The following is a 15,987-nucleotide window of genomic DNA, read 5'->3' as shown; positions in this document are numbered from 1 at the left end:
GGGCCAGCGGGAGCTCATCGGCGGCCCTCGTGCAGCAGTAAGGCCAGGCGGCGGGCGCGCTCGCGCAGCTGCTCGGCCTGCTCGGCGAGGACGTCGGCCATCGCTTCCAGGCCGGCCAGCCCGGTGGGGTACCAGTCGCCGCTGATCTCGACGTTGACGAACGGCGTCCGCAGGAACGTCTCGGAGGCGAACGGCCGGACTTCCAGGGCGGTGGCCAGGTTGGTGATCGGGCCGCGCCGGGTGGGCAGTGTGAGCGGCTCGTCGGGTCCGACGTGGACGACGTCGACGCGGTACTGCGGGGTGTCCTCGTGGCCGGTGCACCAGTCGGGGCAGCGGATGTCGAGGGTGCCGTGGTCGAGGGTGTGGACCGTGACGGTCCGGGGCGCGGTCACCGGTCGTCCTCGGCGGGGAGGGTGACGGCCTCGGTCCAGGTCTTGCCCTCGGCGAGCGCGGCCTGCGCCTGCTCGTGGGTGACGTACGTGGTGGGCGGGTGCTCGGCGAGCCGCTCGCGCAGGTAGTTGGTGTCCCACTCGATGCCGAGGGTGTTGCCGGCGAGGACGCTGCGGAGCGCGAGCCGGGCGTACATGACTCGCTCGTTGAGGATGCGGTCGTGTTCGGCCTGCCCGCCCATGCAGGCGGGGTGGGGGATGTCGAGGGCTTCGACGAGGGCGGCGAGCAGGTTGACGGCTGCCGGGGGCAGGGCGCCCAGCTGAGTGCTGGGCGCCGCGGTGGTCTCGGTCATCGGGCGCCGCCTTGCGCGCGGCTGGCCTTGTGGTCGGCGAAGACCCGGTCGGCCATCGCGTCCACCTGGTCGAGCAGCTGCCGAAGCTCGGCCGTCTTCGCGTGGGCCGCGGCCGCGTCGGCGAAGTCCTCGTTGCGCAGGTAGACCACGGGACGGGTGTCGTCGCCGGAGAGGGCGGCCATGCCGGCGTCGAGGATGGTGCTGCCGTCCTCGCCGGTCACTCGGAGCCGGTGGTTGTAGTGGTCGTAGTGGCCCGGGTCCCGGTCCTCGCAGTCGCGGTACACGGGGCACGCGGAGGGTGTGTCCTGCCGGGACTGGCGGAGACTGGCGATCATCTCGGCGGCGATCCGCTCTGCGACCTCTTGCGAGTAGTGGCCAGGGAGGGCGGTCCGCATCGCCTGGTCGACAGCGCCGGGCAGTGCGGCGAGCAGCTGGTCGAGGGTGACGCCCTCCGCCAGTTCAATGCCGGCGGGCTTGGCGGGCGTGGGGACGGCGGGCAGCGTGTTGGTGGTGACGTCCATCAGACAGCCACCCCCACCAGGATCTCGTCGGCGGCCGGGGCGACCTCGACCAGCTCGACCTTCAGGGACGGGGCGCAGGGCTTCATCGGGACCGGCCCGAGGCCGAGCCGCTTGTAGGTGGCGGTGATGGCGGCGAGGTCCGGGGTCTGCCGGGACGACGGGGTGCGGAACACCCGCCACGTGCCGTAGATGCCGGCGGGCAGCTTGTCGAGGATCTTCTTCGCGGCACGCTTGCCGCGGTCGGCGCGGCGGGCCTGGTCGGCGGCGCGCTCGTACTCGCGGGCGGCGGCCTCGATGGTCTCGGCCTCGGGCATGTCGTCGTCGGTGTAGACGTCGGCCGGGTCGGGGGCGATGGCGGTCTCGCCGGCCTGCTCGATGGCGGGGGCGATGGACCGGATGGCGTCGGCCGCGGACTCGACCAGCGAGCCGATTAGGCCGCGCACCGTACGACCGGTGCGGGGGGCCATGAGAAGGTTGAGCATCGGTTCTCCCTGTTACTGCAGGTGGTTCCGTAGGCCCTCGGTCGGTGCTCCAACACCGCCGGGGGCCGCTTGCGTTTGTCGTCCGGTTTCCCTTCCGACACCTCCACTCTAGGGAACATCGTGTTCCATCGTCAAGCGTTCTGACGCTGGACAACATGGCCAATCTGCGTAACATCAGGTTCCGTGACGACGGATGGAACACTATGTGCCATGGATAAGCGATCACTGGCGCAGATGGCGCAGCGCTTCAGGGATGCCGAGCGGCGGACGGAGATCCTGCGGCAGGAGCTCGCAGTGGCGATCCGGCAGGCGGACGCGGACGACGTTCCCCAGAAGGACATCTGTGAGGCGACGGGGTACACGCGCCAGCAGGTGCGGCGCATCGTGCTGGCCGGCGCGGAGAACCCGGCCCCCGGCGACGCGCCTGGGGACGCCTGAGCCGTACACCTTGTCAACATCGAACGGCCAAAGTTCCGGACAGGGGGTACCTCATGGCCGACCCGAACGCCGACTACTGGACCATCGCCGAGGTCGCCGAACACTGGGGCGTGAACGAGCAGACGATCAGGGCGTACCGCTCCCGAGGGCGCGGCGAACTGCCCGCGCCTGACAAGACCTTCGGGCGCTCGCCCGTCTGGCGACCCGCCACGATCATCAGGTTCCAACGCCTCGGACAGGGCACGCGAACCGACCTGCACTGAGCTGCTCGCACAGCCTCCGTGCTGGCACCGCGCTGGCACCAAGAGGCCCGTACGCGTTCCGACGAGGGTCAACCACGCCGGACGGCAATGCGGCCCTGACCTGCGGCGGAGCGTCTGGGGCAGTCGTGAACCTTCGTCCCCATACGACAGGCAACACACTGCTAATGCGGTTTGGGCCTTAAAGCCCATCGAGGGTTCAAATCCCTCCGCCTCCGCGCTCGATCACCGAAGCCCCGGTCCCCACGGACCGGGGCTTCGGCGTTCCCGGCGTTCCCGGCGCTCCCAGCGTCCCCAACCGGTCCTGGCGTTTCTGGCGTTTCCGCAGGTCACAAGGGGTGCGGCTAATGGATTTCACATGACGGCGGCAGTCATGTAATGTTCTTCCTGTCGCCGCGAGCGGGCCGGAAGGGCCGGGACCGGAGACAGAAAAACAAAAAACAGGCACTCGTAGCTTAACGGATAGAGCATCTGACTACGGATCAGAAGGTTGCAGGTTCGAATCCTGCCGAGTGCGCAACATGCCAGAGGCCCCGGATCACTCCGGGGCCTCTGGCATTTCCCGCCGGGGGCCTGGCGCCGATCGCCGCCGGCGTCCTTGTCACCTGGTACCTCCACCTCACCGGCTGGGGCAAGCCGCCGGGACGCCGCCCGAGGGCGGAGTGGGGGATGCTGATACGCGACACGAGCGCACGGGAGGGTCACCCCGGCTGCGTCGGCTGCCGACTGGCGGGGCGGGGACGGCGGACGACGGCTGTTGTCCGGCCTGCGTCCACGGGCGGTGATCCGGAGCCGGTTTCGGCAGAGGCCGGGGGTTGATCTGGTCGGGGCGTACACACGGGTGGGAAGAGGGGAAGAATCGATCCCTCTGTCATCTTTTGGGTGTACATACCTTCTATGCGGGGGAGTCGTACGCAGATCCCTAGCTTCCGTGTTGACATCCTCCCCCTCTTAAAAGAGGGGGATTCCAACCCGGGTGGGTTGAGGTTCACGGACACTCGAGCGGCCCGCGGCCGTTGTTGTCCCTCCGGCACCGGCTGCTCGCCGGGGGCGGGGAATCCCGCCCTGTCCTGCCGCGACGTTGTTCGCTGCGTTCTCATCGGCGTTGCAGGTGAACCCGCAGGACACGCAGACGAAGTCGGCTTGGCTCTTGCGCGACTTCTTCTCGATCCATCCGCAGGCGCTGCACCGCAGGGACGTGAAGGGTGCGGGTACGTCCTCGACCCGGCCTGGTGCCTTGTGCTCGGTGCGCTGCCTCAGCAGGCCCCAGCCTTGGGCGAGGATCGCCCGGTTCAGTCCGGCCTTGGCCCTGACGTTCGTGCCGGGCTGGTCGACCGTCCCCTTCGCGGAGGCGGCCATGTTCGTGATGTTCAGCTTCTCAAAGCGGATCACGTCGTAGGTCCGGGCGAGCATCGTTGAGGTCTTTTCGCACCAGTCCTTGCGCCGACCTGCCTCACGCGCCTTGAGCTTGGCAGCCTTGGCGTACTCAGCTCTCTTGCGCTCGCTGCCCCTGGGCGCGCGGGCGGCGCGGCGCTGGTGCTTACGGATCTGGGCCCGCTCCTTGACGTTGAGCTGCGGACAGTTCAGCTTCCGGCCGTCCGACAGCGCGGCGGTGATCTTCACACCCCGGTCGATGCCGATGACCTCACCCGTGCCGGGCGGGCCGATCGGCACGGGGACGACCGCGAACGCGATGTGCCACTGGCCGTTCTTGAAGGTGACCCGGAAGGTCTTCGCCTTCGGCAGTTCGGCACGGGTGAGCCGGAAGCGGACCCAGCCGCAGCCGGGCACCTTGACCTGAGCCCACCGGCGGTTGATCTTCCGCACCACAACGGACCGGCCCATGACCTGCCTGCCGGTCCTCGTGTTCAGCTTCGGCGAGCCGTCCGCCTCGAACTCCGCCACCCGGTCGGTGCCGATGACGCGGAAGCCCTCGTGCACATGCTTCCTACGCCAGGTCGGCTCACCGGACCCGGAGGTGAACCTGGCGTTCTTGGCCTGGGCGAAGTCCTTCAGCGCCTGCTGCTGCACATCCGCGTTGCCCTCACCGAGCCACGCGCACTCGCGCCGGGCCTCGGTGAGCTGGCGGCACTGCTCGGCGAAACCGGGCGCCGCCCCGCGGCCCTTGTACCAGTGCGAGTGCTGCTCGACAGCCAGGTTCCACACATACCGGGCGTGCGCGCAGTGTCCGAGCATGATGCCCGCCTGCTCGCTCGTCGGGTACATACGGAAACGTGACATGGCGTCACACTAACAACACACCGTGTGAACACGTGCATGGTTTCGCATACCCGACGGCCTGCACGCCCAGCCGACCGCCAAGGCGAAGACCCACCGGTGGTCCCCCGCCTCCCAGATGAGTTCACCGGCCTGAGGCCGCGCTCGGCACCGTCTCTCCCAAAACGCCGAATCGCCCAGGCGGCGATTCGGCGCGGAAGCAGGACGCGATCGACATCAGCGACTTCGTGTTCGCGGCCACGAAGGCGCGGGTACGGAGGCTGACGCTGGCGGACGGGGAGCACTGGTTTCCGGCGACGGACGTGGCGAGCCGCTTGGGGTATGCAAACACGCGCGACGCTCTCTGGCAGCACGTGGACACAAGCTTGCAAAAGCGCCTGGACGAGATTGCACAAGGCGTCGTTGGGAGCGACACCTTGCGCAAACTCGCAGGTCACAGGCTCCAAAGGTCGATGAAGATGGTGAACCTCCAGGGGCTCATCCAGCTTGTCAACGCTTGCATCAAGCCCGAATGCAAGCCCTTCAAAGCCTGGGTTTCCGAGGTCATCGCAACCATCCAGCGCGACGGTTCCTACAGCCTCGAACCGGCCCCCGTACAGCCCGCGCCCAGCGGTGGCACCGCCTACGTCATGCCCGAGCAGGTGGCCGACGCGATCGTCCGGCTGGAAGAGCGGAACATCCGGGCGGACGAGGCGTTTCTCGCCAGGCAGGAGGAGTTGTGCCGCCACCAGGACTCCATGGCCAAGGCTCAGGACACTATGGTCAACGCTCAGGTCTCCATGGCGAGAGCTCACGACTCCATGGCCCGGGCCCAGGATTCCATGGCCAGGGCTCACGACTCCATGGCCGGTGCCCTCCACCGCATCGCCGACACCCTGGACCGCATCGCCGATCGTTTCCAGCCCGCCTCCGCGACGGAGGAGGCCCCGGCCATGTCGCCGCAGCAGCTGCTGGGCATCTGGCGGGCGAAGAACCTGGTCGTCACGGACGACGTGCACGCGGTGGCGGCCTACCTCGCTCCCTCGCTGGTACGAGGCCCGGTCCGCTGTCGGCTGGAGGAGGTCGCCAGCCGTACGGGGCTGACGCTCGACCGGGTCCACGACTGCGTGCGCATGCTGCTCAAGCGGGGTTGCATGCGGCAGAGCGGGTGTGCTGAGGACGGTGCGCCGGTTTACTTGCTTCCGTAGCGGGTGCCGGTTCACGTGCCCCCGTAGCCGGTGACGAGACAGGCCCGAAGTCGCAAAACAAGGTTGCGGCTTCGGGCCTTCGCATACCGTACCCCGTTCCCTCCACCCGCCCCCACTGTCAGTGCCCAGGCCTACCCTCAAGAGTGATGGCACAGGTGTGGAAATGCTCGGGACTGCGGTGGTCGGGGGACGGTCCCGTGCTGGTGTGGGACGGGGGGCGGCAGAGCGCGCTGCCTCGGGGGAAGCGGGTTGCCTTCGGGGTCGTGGACGGGGGCGTGCGGACGTGTGTGGGTGCCCGCGGGCACCCCTGTCCCGTGCGGGCGGTGGTGTCGGGGCGGAGCACCGGCGCGCGGTGTGAGCAGTGCGCGCGGCTGGACCGGGCGCACTCCGTGGCCGCCGACACCATCGCGGACGATCCCCGGCCGTACCATGTGTATCTGGCCTGGTTCGGACCCGGCATGGTCAAGGTCGGGATCACCGCCGTCGAGCGGGGGTCCGCGCGGCTGCTCGAACAGGGAGCCGTCTGTTTCAGCTGGCTCGGTGCCGGGCCGCTCATGGCCGCGCGTCGGACCGAGGAACTGCTGCGGGCCGCGCTCGTCGTGCCCGACCGGATCCCCTACGCAGAGAAGCGCGCCGTACGGTCGGCATTGCCCGCGACTGACGCCGAACGGGTCACTGAGATCGAGGAGTTGTACGAGTGTGCCGTCGCACTCGACGACTGGCCGGAGTCGCTCTCCCGCGAGCCGTGCCAACCGGTCGACCACGTGGGCGTGTTCGGGCTCCAGCGGTTGCCCACGGCGTTCGGTGAGGTCGTCGAACTGGTCCCGGGTGGGACCGTGAGCGGTGAACTGGTCGCGGCCGCCGGGCCCGACCTGCACATTGCGGCCGGGGCGCGCGGGATCGTCGTCCTCGACACGCGGCTGATGACCGGCTGGGAGCTGTGCCCCGGCCCCGGCGCGGGCGACGGATGCACCGTTCCCCTCAAGGAGTTCAAGGAGGAAGCTGGAGTCCAGGACGGGCTGTTCTGAAGGTCGGGAGCCCCGTACCCGTTCCTGATCCCCCGGCAAGCGTTTCCCAGGCGTTGCCTGAGAAACTCCTGTGCGCTTCTTAGGGAAAACATAGATTAGTGAAAGCGTGTTCTCAGAGGACCCCGACATGGTGTCCCCATGACCACGACCTCGCCCCAGGGGCGCACCGAACTGCTGAGGCCGGACGGGAGCCCCGTCCGAGTGCTTGTGGTGGACGACGAGTTGTCGATCACCGAACTCCTTTCCATGGCCCTCCGTTACGAGGGCTGGCAGATCAGGAGCGCGGGTGACGGCCACGGCGCCGTCCAGACCGCCAGGGAGTTCCGGCCCGACGCCGTCGTCCTCGACATGATGCTGCCCGACATGGACGGCCTCGCGGTCCTGGGGCGCCTGCGGCGCGAGCTGCCCGATGTGCCCGTCCTCTTCCTGACCGCGAAGGACGCGGTGGAGGACCGTATCGCCGGGCTCACCGCCGGCGGCGACGACTACGTCACCAAGCCGTTCAGCCTGGAGGAGGTCGTGGCCCGGCTGCGCGGGCTCATCCGCCGCTCCGGCGCCGCAGACCGGCGCTCCGACTCCGTCCTCGTCGTCGGTGACCTCACCCTGGACGAGGACAGCCACGAGGTCTCGCGGGGCGGGGACAACATTCACCTCACCGCCACCGAGTTCGAGCTGCTGCGCTTCCTGATGCGCAATCCGCGGCGGGTGCTCAGCAAGGCGCAGATCCTCGACCGGGTGTGGTCGTACGACTTCGGCGGCCAGGCCAATGTGGTCGAGCTCTACATCTCGTATCTGCGCAGGAAGATCGACGCCGGCCGGGAGCCGATGATCCACACCCGGCGTGGGGCCGGCTATCTGATCAAGCCCGCAGCGGTATGAGCGGGCGACGACGGACGCGTGCGCAGAAGAGACATGGGGGTCCCCCCGCTCGAACGAAGCTGAGAGTGGGGGAGCGACAACCGCGGAGCCTGCGGACGCGGCTCGTCGTCGCGTCGGTGGTGCTGATCGCGGTGGTGTGCGCGGTGATCGGCACCGTGACCACGCTGGCTCTGCACGACCACCTGTACGGTCAGCTGGACGAGAAGGTGCATGACGTCGCCATGCGCGCGGTCGGCGGGCGCATGGACGGCAAGCAGCCGCCGCGCGACCAGGGCACCGTCCCGGACGCCCGTCCCGGCGCGGACGACGAGACGCCGGCGAGCGCCAAGGCCGCCAAGTTCGTCAAGCTGCCCCCGACGCAGCGCAAGACCATCGCCGCGTACGTGGAAGACGGCAAGATCGTCAGCGCTGCCGTCGCCGAGCAGCAGAACAACAGCTACGGCGTCTTCAAGAACATGCGCGCCGACAACCTCGACGCCGCGCAGAAGGCGGCCGTCGGCTCCGTGGCGAGGGACGGCCAGGCGCACTCCGTGGACGTGCCGGGCCTCGGGGAGTACCGCGTCCAGTACGTCACGAGCCAGGACAGCGGCGAGTCGTACTACGTCGCACTCCCGACCGCCGAGGTCGACAACACCATCAACACCCTGATCCTCGTCGAGGTCAGCGTCACCGCCGCAGGCCTCGGCGCCGCCGTCATCGCCGGCTACGTCCTCGTCGGCCTGGCCACCCGCCCCCTGCGCCGCGTCGCCACCACCGCCACCCGGGTCTCCGAACTCCCCCTGCACACCGGCGAGGTGAACCTCAGCGAGCGGGTGCCGGAGGCCGAGACCGATCCGCACACCGAGGTCGGGCAGGTCGGTGCCGCGCTCAACCGGATGCTCGACCATGTGCACGGCGCCCTGCACGCCCGCCAGCAGAGCGAGATGCGGGTGCGGCAGTTCGTCGCCGACGCGAGCCATGAACTCAGAACCCCCCTCGCCTCCATCCGCGGGTACGCCGAGCTCACCCGGCGCGGACGTGAGCAGGTCGGGCCCGACACCCGGCACGCCCTGGGCCGTATCGAGTCCGAGGCGGGGCGGATGACGCTGCTCGTCGAGGACCTGCTGCTGCTCGCGCGCCTGGACGCCGGGCGGCCGCTCCAGTTCGAGCACACCGACCTCGTTCCGCTGGTCGTGGACACCATCAGCGACTCCCGCGCGGCCGGCATGGACCACAAATGGCGGCTCGACCTGCCCGACGAACCGGCGCTGGTGTCGGCGGACGCGGCACGTATCCAGCAGGTGCTGGTCAATCTGCTGGGCAACGCCCGCAAGCACACCCCACCCGGTACGACGGTCACCGCACGCGTCCAGCGGCGCGGGCCGTGGATGTGCGTCGACGTCGAGGACAACGGCCAGGGCATCCCGCCCGAACTGCTGCCGCACGTCTTCGAGCGGTTCGCCAGGGGCGACTCCGCGCGGTCCCGGTCCACCGGATCCACCGGCCTGGGGCTCGCCATCGTGCAGGCCGTCGCGACCGCGCACGGCGGTGCCGTCACCGTCGACAGCGTCCCGGGGCGGACCGTGTTCACGGTGCATCTGCCCGCGCTCGGCCCCGTGCCGCCGCAGCCCGACGCGGAAACGAACTGGCAGTCGCACTCACAGGTGCAGCACAGCGCCACCACATGGGTGCAACAGGGCACTTGACCAGAGTCGTTCCCATGCGAACCGACTCTTCTCCCGGCACCCTGCCGGCGCGGGAGCACCTCCCGGCCGGCGACGCCGGTACGCCTGTCCTGGACGTAGTGATCCCCGTCTACAACGAGGAGGAGGACCTCCGGCCCTGCGTGCTCAGACTGCACGAGCACCTCGAGCGCACCTTCCCGTACGCGTTCCGCATCACCGTCGCGGACAACGCGTCCACGGACACCACCCCGCGGGTGGCGGCGCGGCTGGCGGCGGAGATCGCCGAGGTGAGGTCGTACCGGCTGGAGCAGAAGGGCCGCGGACGTGCCCTGCGGACCGTCTGGTCCGCCTCGGACGCCCCGGTCCTCGCCTACATGGACGTCGATCTGTCCACCGACCTCAACGCGCTGCTTCCGCTGGTGGCGCCGCTGATCTCGGGTCACTCCGACCTGGCGATCGGTTCCCGGCTGGCCCGTAGCTCGCGCGTGGTGCGCGGCGCCAAGCGGGAGTTCATCAGCCGCTCGTACAACCTGATCCTGCGCGGCTCGCTACAGGCCCGCTTCTCGGACGCGCAGTGCGGCTTCAAGGCGATCCGGCGTGATGTCGCCCAGGTGCTGCTGCCCCTGATCGAGGACACCGGCTGGTTCTTCGACACCGAGATGCTGGTCCTCGCCGAGCGGGCCGGGCTCCGTATCCACGAGGTGCCCGTCGACTGGGTCGACGACCCGGACTCGACCGTGCACATCGTGAAGACAGCGACCGACGACCTCAAGGGAGTGTGGCGGGTGGGCAAGGCCCTCGCCACGGGATCGCTGCCGCTGGACCGGGTCACCCGCCCGTTCGGCGACGACCCGCGCGACCGCGAGATCAAGGACGTGCCCACGGGCCTGGCCCGCCAGCTCGTCGGATTCTGTGTCGTCGGCGGTCTGTCGACCCTCTTCTACCTTCTGCTCTACAGCGGCTTCCGGCAGTTCACCGGCTCGCAGGTCGCCAACGCTCTCGCGCTGCTGGTCTCGGCCGTCGCGAACACGGCGGCCAACCGGCGCCTGACCTTCGGGGTGCGCGGCCGCGGCGGCGCCGTCCGGCACCAGGCGCAGGGCCTGGTCGTCTTCGGTATCGGCCTCGCCCTCACCAGCGGCTCGCTGGCCGCCCTGAACGCGGCCACCGGCAGCCCCGCGCACTCCACCGAACTGGCCGTGCTGATCGCCGCCAACCTCGCGGCGACGGTGCTGCGCTTCCTGCTCTTCCGCGCGTGGGTCTTCCCGGACCGCGGCGACACCGACCAGGTGTCGACGGTCGTGGCCGCGCACAACCCGTCCTCGCCGACCTACGCGACGACGGTCCCGTACCGGCCGGGCGGCACGCCGCTCCCGCAGCGCCCGCCGCAGCACACGCCGTACCAGACCACCCAGTTCCGCGCCGGTGAAGCCGCGGACGGCAACTGGAGGGACGCCACCATGCGGTTGCAGCCGGTGCGCCCTCACGACACCGACCCGGGGGATGCCCGATGACCACGCACTACGACCGGACGACCCACCCCGGGGGTCCCGCCTCCTGGGGTCCGCCACCGACTGCCGCTCCCCCGAGCCTGCCCGCCACGGACCCGGTGACGCAGACAGCGGCTCCGGGCCCGGCGGCGCCCACGGCTCCCGCGCCCGGGTCGGGCGAGCCCCGGCAGCCCTTCGTACGGAGACTGTGGCGCGGCCGGCCCGAGGACCCGCGCTGGGTGCGCCTGGCCTTCCTCGGCCTGCTGGCCGCCACCTTCCTGCTCTACCTGTACAACCTGAGCGCCTCCGGCTACGCCAACTCCTTCTACTCGGCGGCCGTCCAGGCGGGCAGCAAGTCCTGGAAGGCGCTCTTCTTCGGCTCGCTGGACGCGGGCAACGCCATCACCGTCGACAAGCCCCCGGCCTCGCTGTGGCCGATGGCCCTGTCGGTGCGGATCTTCGGCCTCAACTCGTGGGCGATCCTGGTCCCCGAGGTCATCATGGGCGTCCTCACGGTCGTCGTGGTCTACGCGGCCGTACGCCGCCGGTTCAGCCCCGCGGCCGGTCTGATCGCGGGCGCCGTGCTCGCGCTCACCCCCGTCGGGGCGCTGATGTTCCGCTTCAACAACCCGGACGCGATGCTGGCGCTGCTGATGGCCGTCGCCTGCTACATGGTCATCCGGGCCCTCGAGGACGGCCGCACGAAGTGGCTGGTCCGGGCGGGTGTCGCGATCGGCTTCGCCTTCCTCGCCAAGACCCTGCAGGCCTTCCTGATCCTGCCGCCGCTGGCCGTCGTGTACGCGGTGTGCGCGCCGGTGCCGGTGAAGAAGCGCCTCGGACAGCTGGCCCTGGCCACGCTCGCGCTGGTCGTCTCCGGCGGCTGGTGGGTCGCGATCGTCGAACTGTGGCCGGCGTCCTCCCGCCCCTACATCGGCGGCTCGCAGAACAACTCCTTCCTGGAGCTGACCTTCGGCTACAACGGCCTCGGCCGTCTCAACGGCGACGAGACCGGCAGCGTGGGCGGCGGCGGTGGCGGCAACGGCACGAGCATGTGGGGCGAGACCGGCTGGGACCGGATGTTCAACTCCGAGATCGGCGGCCAGATCTCCTGGCTGCTGCCGGCCGCGCTGATCCTGCTGGCCGCGGGCCTGGTGGCCACGCGCAGGCTGAAGCGCACCTCCGTCACCCGTAGCTCATTCCTGGTCTGGGGCGGTTCGCTGCTGATGACCATGGTCGTCTTCAGCTACATGGCGGGCATCTTCCACCAGTACTACACGGTGGCCCTCGCTCCTTACATCGCGGCCGTCATCGGCATGGGCGCCGGTCTGCTGTGGGAGAAGCGCGCCGAGATGTGGGCGTCGATCACCCTCGCCGCGTCGGTCGTCGCGGCCGCGGCCTGGGGTTACGTCCTGCTCAACCGCACCCCCGACTATCTGCCCTGGCTGAAGTGGCTGGTCCTGATCGGCGGCCTGACCGCAGCCCTGGGCCTCGTCTTCGCGGGCCGCGTGTCGCGGCAGCTGGCGCTCGGCGCGGCCGCGCTCGGTCTCGTCGCCGCGCTGGCCGGTCCCACGGCGTACACCCTCAGCACGCTGCAGGAGGGCCACAGCGGCTCCATCGTCACGGCCGGCCCGGCCGGCGCCAGCACGATGGGCGGTGGCCGGGGCGGTCCCGGCGGCGGTATGGGCGGCGGCAACGGCGGCTTCGGCGGCGGAATGCCGGGGCAGAACCAGCAGGGCCAGCAAGGGCAACAGGGTCAGCAGAACGGGAACGGCTTCCCCGGGGGCGGCATGCCGGGGCAGAACCAGCAGGGGCAACAGGGCCAGCAGGGCCAGGGCTTCCCCGGTGGCGGTGGCGGTCAGCTGGGTGAAGGCGGCGGCGGTGGCGCCGGCGGTCTGCTCGACGGCGCGAGCGTCTCCTCCGAGGCCAAGAAGCTGCTGGAGACGGACGCCGGGAAATACACCTGGGTCGCCGCGTCCATCGGCTCCCAGAACGCCGCGAGCTACCAGCTGGCCACCGGCGACCCGGTGATGGCGATCGGCGGCTTCAACGGCACCGACCCGTCCCCGACGCTGGCCCAGTTCAAGAAGTACGTGGCGGAAGGCAAGATCCACTACTTCATCTCCGGCGGTGGCATGGGTGGCGGCATGGGCGGCAGCTCCAGCGGTACGTCGTCGCAGATCACCTCGTGGGTGCAGAGCAACTTCAAGAAGGTGACGGTCGGTTCGGCCGCCTTCTACGACCTCACGCAGGAGACCGGCAACTGACGATCGGCAGCTGACGATCGCCGGGCCGGGCCGGGCCGGGCCGGGCAGGAGAAGGGCGGGTGGCTGCGGCCACCCGCCCTTCGGGTTCTGCTCGGACCCGCATGATGGAGCGATGTGCGGAGCGGTATATCGGCGCGGTTCCGCGCCCCTTATGGGGAGGTTGCGGTTCTAGCATTTCGGTGAGGGGCCGGAGTTCTCGAGGAAGGTGCGCCGATGGTCAAGGCAGCCGAGCGGTCGGTGCGGTCGAGCGTCTGGCTGGAGGGCAAGGCCCGCCGGGGCGGGCGCGCGGGGCAGCCCTCCGGTCTCGATCGTGAGCGGATCACCGAGGTGACCGTGCGGCTGCTGGACGCCGATGGACTGGCCAAGTTCTCGATGCGGAGGCTCGCGGCCGGGCTGCACGTCACCGCGATGTCCGTGTACTGGTACGTCGACACCAAGGACGACCTGCTGGAGCTCGCCCTGGACGCGGTCTACGGCGAGCTGCGGCTGCCCGACCCGGAGGCAGAGGGAGAGGACTGGCGCGACCAGTTGCGCACGCTGGCCACGGAATACCGTGCGCTTCTCGTCCGGCACCCCTGGCTGTCACCGCTCGCCGGGCGGTATCTCAACATCGGCCCGAACTCGCTCGCGTTCTCCCGGGTGGTGCAGCAGATCATCCGCCGGACCGGGCTGCCCGCGCACGGTGTCACGGGCGCCATCTCCGCCGTCTTCCAGTTCGTCTACGGCTTCGGCACGGTCGAGGGCCACTTCGCCGCCCGGGTCGAGGCCGCGGGCCTGACCCCCGACGAGTACTTCCGCACCGCCATGAGCGCCGTGTCCGAGGCCCCGCAGACCGCCGGCGTGATCAAGGAGTCCAAGGACCTCATGGCGGCCCGCGGCGGCGACACGGTCGAGGAGATGCTGGACCGCGACTTCACTTTCGCCCTGGACCTACTGGTATCCGGAATCGAGGCGATGGTCACCCGCGGCTGACCGGCAGGCACCCCAGCCCTCGCCCGCGAGCCGTGCGGGAGCCGTCGGTGACCACTGACCCCGGGTGCACCGGGGTGACCGGACTTCGACCTGCCGTGCCGTGGTGGTCGGTCCCCGGCCACGAGCCTGGCCGGGAGGCCGTCCGTGGCCGCCGGGCCTCAGTGGTCGGGAGCGACTTGGGTGACCGACTTGTGGCGCCGTGGTGGTCGGTCCCCGGCCACGAGCCTGGCCGGGAGGCCGTCCGTGGCCGCCGGGCCTCAGTGGTCGGGAGCGACTTGGGTGACCGACTTGTGGCGCCGTGGTGGTCGGTCCCCGGCCACGAGCCTGGCCGGGAGGCCGTCCGTGGCCGCCGGGTCCCAGTGTCCGGGGTGACTCGGGCAACCGACTTGCCGTGCCGTAGTGATCAGTCCCCGGTCACCAGTCTGGCCGGGAAGCCGCCCGTGGCCACCGGGCCCCAGCGGTCCGGAGTGATGCGGATGATCGACTTGCCCTGCTTGAGCATCGCCTCGCGGTACTCGTTCCAGTCCGGGTGTTCGCCCGCGATGTTGCGGTAGTACTCCACCAGCGGTTCCACCGAGTCGGGGGAGTCGATGACCTCCGCCGTTCCGTCGATCTGGACCCACGGGCCGTTCCAGTCGTCGCTCAGTACGATCAGGCTGACCCGTGGGTCCCGCTTGGCGTTGCGGGTTTTGGCGCGCTCCGGGTAGGTGGAGACCACGATCCGCCCCGAGTCGTCGACCCCGCAGGTCAGCGGCGAGCCCTGGGGCCCGCCGTCGGCCCGCCGGGTCAGCAGGATGGCGCGGTGACGAGGCCGTGCGAAGTCCAGCAACCCGTCCAGGGAGACGGACGTGTTGGTCGCGATGTTCGGTGCCATGGGGGCAGCCTAGATGTATTGCCCCGTGAGGCAGCGGAACCGGATCCGGCCGGCCCTGATGTGCCTACGCCCGCGGCAGCGACCCGCCCTGCACGGCCTGGATGTCCAGCTCCACCTTCAGCGTCGTACCGATGGCGGCGATGCCCGCCTGGACGACCTGGTTGTAGTTCATCGCGAAGTCCTCGCGCCGCAGTTCCGCCGTCGCCCGGAAGGCCGCGCGGGTGCCACCCCAGGGGTCGGCGCCGGTGCCGAGATAGGCGAGGTCCAGGTCGACGGGTCGTACGACACCGTGCATGCCCAGCTCGCCGTGGACCGTCCAGCGGTCGGCGCCGGCCGCGGCGAGGCCCGTGGAGCGGTAGGTGATCTCGGGGTGGCGCTCGACGTCCAGGAAGTCCGCGGAGCGCAGATGCGTGTCGCGCATATCGTTGCCGGTGTCGATTGAGGCCGCGCTGATGACGGCCTGGACCCGGGACCTGGTGAGGTCGTCCGGCGCGATCTCGACCGTGCCCGCGAACTCCGTGAACCGGCCGCGCACGCTGGAGATCCCGAGGTGCTGGGCGACGGCGCCCACGCTGGAGTGGGCCGGGTCGACGGTCCACGGTCCGGGCGGTGGCAGCTCGGTGCCGCCCTGCCGGGCCAGTGTCACCGTGCCGACCTCGGCCCGCCCGCTCGCGGTGACGATCGCGCCGGCGGCGGCGGGCGCGTACCCGACCGCCGTGACGATCACCGTGTACGCCCCCGGGGCGAGCTCGATCGTGTCCCGTACGGCCCCCTCCGGGTCGGCCTCGGCGCGCAGCACCTGCGTGCCCGTCCCATCGGCCACCGTGACGACCGCGTGCGACACGGCCCATCCGTCCCGGGTACGGATCCTCGCGGTCAGTGCCATCCCGTTTTCTCCCCAAAGCAGAATAAATTGGTCATGATGCGACCGGCCCGTGCCGGACGCGCCTC

General features: G+C 70.2%; 16 protein-coding genes, 1 tRNA gene and 1 pseudogene. 11 read left to right on the top strand and 7 right to left on the bottom strand.

The features are described 5' to 3' along the window. Nucleotides 1-14 precede the first annotated feature (14 nt). From N8I87_RS19665 to N8I87_RS19650, 4 genes are read right to left on the bottom strand one after another with little or no spacing between them, the layout of a single operon-like run. The gene (locus N8I87_RS19665) at nt 15-392 is read right to left on the bottom strand and encodes a DUF6907 domain-containing protein (protein WP_263210455.1); all 378 of its coding nucleotides are present in this window, start codon (nt 390-392) and stop codon (nt 15-17) included. Further along, nucleotides 389-742: a hypothetical protein gene (locus N8I87_RS19660; protein WP_263210453.1), complete on the bottom strand. Its 354-nt coding sequence runs from the start codon at nt 740-742 to the stop codon at nt 389-391. The genes N8I87_RS19665 and N8I87_RS19660 overlap by 4 nt, the downstream gene beginning before the upstream one ends. Next, nucleotides 739-1,263: a hypothetical protein gene (locus tag N8I87_RS19655; protein ID WP_263210452.1), complete on the bottom strand. Its 525-nt coding sequence runs from the start codon at nt 1,261-1,263 to the stop codon at nt 739-741. Before N8I87_RS19655 ends, N8I87_RS19660 begins: the two co-directional genes overlap by 4 nt. Then, nucleotides 1,263-1,745, bottom strand: coding sequence for a hypothetical protein (locus N8I87_RS19650; RefSeq protein ID WP_263210450.1), 483 nt, complete (start codon nt 1,743-1,745; stop codon nt 1,263-1,265). Before N8I87_RS19650 ends, N8I87_RS19655 begins: the two co-directional genes overlap by 1 nt. A 210-nt stretch (nt 1,746-1,955) precedes the next feature. Between N8I87_RS19650 and N8I87_RS19645 the strand changes: the two genes are divergently transcribed. The 4 genes and pseudogenes from N8I87_RS19645 to N8I87_RS19630 form a co-directional block, all read left to right on the top strand. After that, nucleotides 1,956-2,183: a hypothetical protein gene (locus N8I87_RS19645; RefSeq protein ID WP_263210449.1), complete on the top strand. Its 228-nt coding sequence runs from the start codon at nt 1,956-1,958 to the stop codon at nt 2,181-2,183. Between the two features lie 53 nt (nt 2,184-2,236). Then, nucleotides 2,237-2,446, top strand: coding sequence for a helix-turn-helix transcriptional regulator (locus N8I87_RS19640; RefSeq protein WP_263210447.1), 210 nt, complete (start codon nt 2,237-2,239; stop codon nt 2,444-2,446). Nucleotides 2,447-2,887: 441 nt separating this feature from the next. Beyond that, a tRNA-Arg gene (locus N8I87_RS19635) sits at nt 2,888-2,960 on the top strand. Nucleotides 2,961-3,007: 47 nt separating this feature from the next. Next, nucleotides 3,008-3,262, top strand: a pseudogene (locus tag N8I87_RS19630) (HGxxPAAW family protein); the annotation flags it as partial. A gap of 132 nt (nt 3,263-3,394) precedes the next feature. On the opposite strand, the gene N8I87_RS19625 reads toward N8I87_RS19630, so the two are convergent. Further along, complete coding sequence (locus N8I87_RS19625) at nt 3,395-4,684, bottom strand: RNA-guided endonuclease InsQ/TnpB family protein (protein WP_263210446.1); 1,290 nt, start codon at nt 4,682-4,684, stop codon at nt 3,395-3,397. Nucleotides 4,685-4,890: 206 nt separating this feature from the next. Here N8I87_RS19625 and N8I87_RS19620 point away from each other — a divergent pair, with 206 nt between their 5' ends. The 7 genes from N8I87_RS19620 (at nt 4,891) to N8I87_RS19590 (ending at nt 14,162) form a co-directional block, all read left to right on the top strand. Next, nucleotides 4,891-5,868, top strand: coding sequence for a BRO-N domain-containing protein (locus tag N8I87_RS19620; protein WP_411577383.1), 978 nt, complete (start codon nt 4,891-4,893; stop codon nt 5,866-5,868). Nucleotides 5,869-6,014: 146 nt separating this feature from the next. Further along, on the top strand, nt 6,015-6,896 hold the full coding sequence (locus N8I87_RS19615) for a DUF2797 domain-containing protein (protein ID WP_263210445.1): 882 nt from the start codon (nt 6,015-6,017) through the stop codon (nt 6,894-6,896). 138 nt (nt 6,897-7,034) lie between these two features. Continuing rightward, nucleotides 7,035-7,775 carry a response regulator transcription factor gene (locus N8I87_RS19610; protein ID WP_263210443.1) on the top strand — a complete coding sequence of 247 codons (741 nt, stop codon included), beginning with the start codon at nt 7,035-7,037 and terminating at the stop codon, nt 7,773-7,775. After that, on the top strand, nt 7,772-9,460 hold the full coding sequence (locus N8I87_RS19605; RefSeq protein ID WP_263210442.1) for a sensor histidine kinase: 1,689 nt from the start codon (nt 7,772-7,774) through the stop codon (nt 9,458-9,460). The genes N8I87_RS19610 and N8I87_RS19605 overlap by 4 nt, the downstream gene beginning before the upstream one ends. A gap of 14 nt (nt 9,461-9,474) precedes the next feature. Next, nucleotides 9,475-10,950 carry a bifunctional glycosyltransferase family 2/GtrA family protein gene (locus N8I87_RS19600; RefSeq protein ID WP_263210440.1) on the top strand — a complete coding sequence of 492 codons (1,476 nt, stop codon included), beginning with the start codon at nt 9,475-9,477 and terminating at the stop codon, nt 10,948-10,950. Continuing rightward, nucleotides 10,947-13,190 carry an ArnT family glycosyltransferase gene (locus N8I87_RS19595; protein ID WP_263210438.1) on the top strand — a complete coding sequence of 748 codons (2,244 nt, stop codon included), beginning with the start codon at nt 10,947-10,949 and terminating at the stop codon, nt 13,188-13,190. Before N8I87_RS19600 ends, N8I87_RS19595 begins: the two co-directional genes overlap by 4 nt. Nucleotides 13,191-13,403: 213 nt before the next feature. Then, complete coding sequence (locus N8I87_RS19590) at nt 13,404-14,162, top strand: TetR/AcrR family transcriptional regulator (protein WP_263210437.1); 759 nt, start codon at nt 13,404-13,406, stop codon at nt 14,160-14,162. A 403-nt stretch (nt 14,163-14,565) separates the two neighbouring features. Here the strand turns inward: N8I87_RS19590 and N8I87_RS19585 are convergent, their stop codons facing one another. Continuing rightward, nucleotides 14,566-15,036 (bottom strand): PPOX class F420-dependent oxidoreductase, encoded by a 471-nt coding sequence (locus N8I87_RS19585; protein WP_263210436.1) that lies wholly within the window; start codon nt 15,034-15,036, stop codon nt 14,566-14,568. A 64-nt stretch (nt 15,037-15,100) separates the two neighbouring features. Next, nucleotides 15,101-15,922, bottom strand: a complete 822-nt coding sequence (locus N8I87_RS19580; RefSeq protein ID WP_263210435.1) for a YceI family protein — start codon at nt 15,920-15,922, stop codon at nt 15,101-15,103. Between the last annotated feature and the right edge of the window lie 65 nt (nt 15,923-15,987).

Source organism: Streptomyces sp. HUAS 15-9, assembly GCF_025642155.1.
GTDB lineage: Bacteria > Actinomycetota > Actinomycetes > Streptomycetales > Streptomycetaceae > Streptomyces.
This window is presented reverse-complemented; position numbering and strand designations above follow the sequence as displayed.

Coding starts and splice junctions, on each gene's coding strand:
- N8I87_RS19585 (WP_263210436.1), bottom strand. CDS start 15,036: ATGGCACCGAACATCGCGACCAACACGTCCGTCTCCCTGGACGGGTTG.
- N8I87_RS19625 (WP_263210446.1), bottom strand. CDS start 4,684: ATGTCACGTTTCCGTATGTACCCGACGAGCGAGCAGGCGGGCATCATG.
- N8I87_RS19660 (WP_263210453.1), bottom strand. CDS start 742: ATGACCGAGACCACCGCGGCGCCCAGCACTCAGCTGGGCGCCCTGCCC.
- N8I87_RS19590 (WP_263210437.1), top strand. CDS start 13,404: ATGGTCAAGGCAGCCGAGCGGTCGGTGCGGTCGAGCGTCTGGCTGGAG.
- N8I87_RS19650 (WP_263210450.1), bottom strand. CDS start 1,745: ATGCTCAACCTTCTCATGGCCCCCCGCACCGGTCGTACGGTGCGCGGC.
- N8I87_RS19615 (WP_263210445.1), top strand. CDS start 6,015: ATGGCACAGGTGTGGAAATGCTCGGGACTGCGGTGGTCGGGGGACGGT.
- N8I87_RS19645 (WP_263210449.1), top strand. CDS start 1,956: ATGGATAAGCGATCACTGGCGCAGATGGCGCAGCGCTTCAGGGATGCC.
- N8I87_RS19595 (WP_263210438.1), top strand. CDS start 10,947: ATGACCACGCACTACGACCGGACGACCCACCCCGGGGGTCCCGCCTCC.
- N8I87_RS19640 (WP_263210447.1), top strand. CDS start 2,237: ATGGCCGACCCGAACGCCGACTACTGGACCATCGCCGAGGTCGCCGAA.
- N8I87_RS19610 (WP_263210443.1), top strand. CDS start 7,035: ATGACCACGACCTCGCCCCAGGGGCGCACCGAACTGCTGAGGCCGGAC.
- N8I87_RS19605 (WP_263210442.1), top strand. CDS start 7,772: ATGAGCGGGCGACGACGGACGCGTGCGCAGAAGAGACATGGGGGTCCC.
- N8I87_RS19600 (WP_263210440.1), top strand. CDS start 9,475: ATGCGAACCGACTCTTCTCCCGGCACCCTGCCGGCGCGGGAGCACCTC.
- N8I87_RS19580 (WP_263210435.1), bottom strand. CDS start 15,922: ATGGCACTGACCGCGAGGATCCGTACCCGGGACGGATGGGCCGTGTCG.
- N8I87_RS19655 (WP_263210452.1), bottom strand. CDS start 1,263: ATGGACGTCACCACCAACACGCTGCCCGCCGTCCCCACGCCCGCCAAG.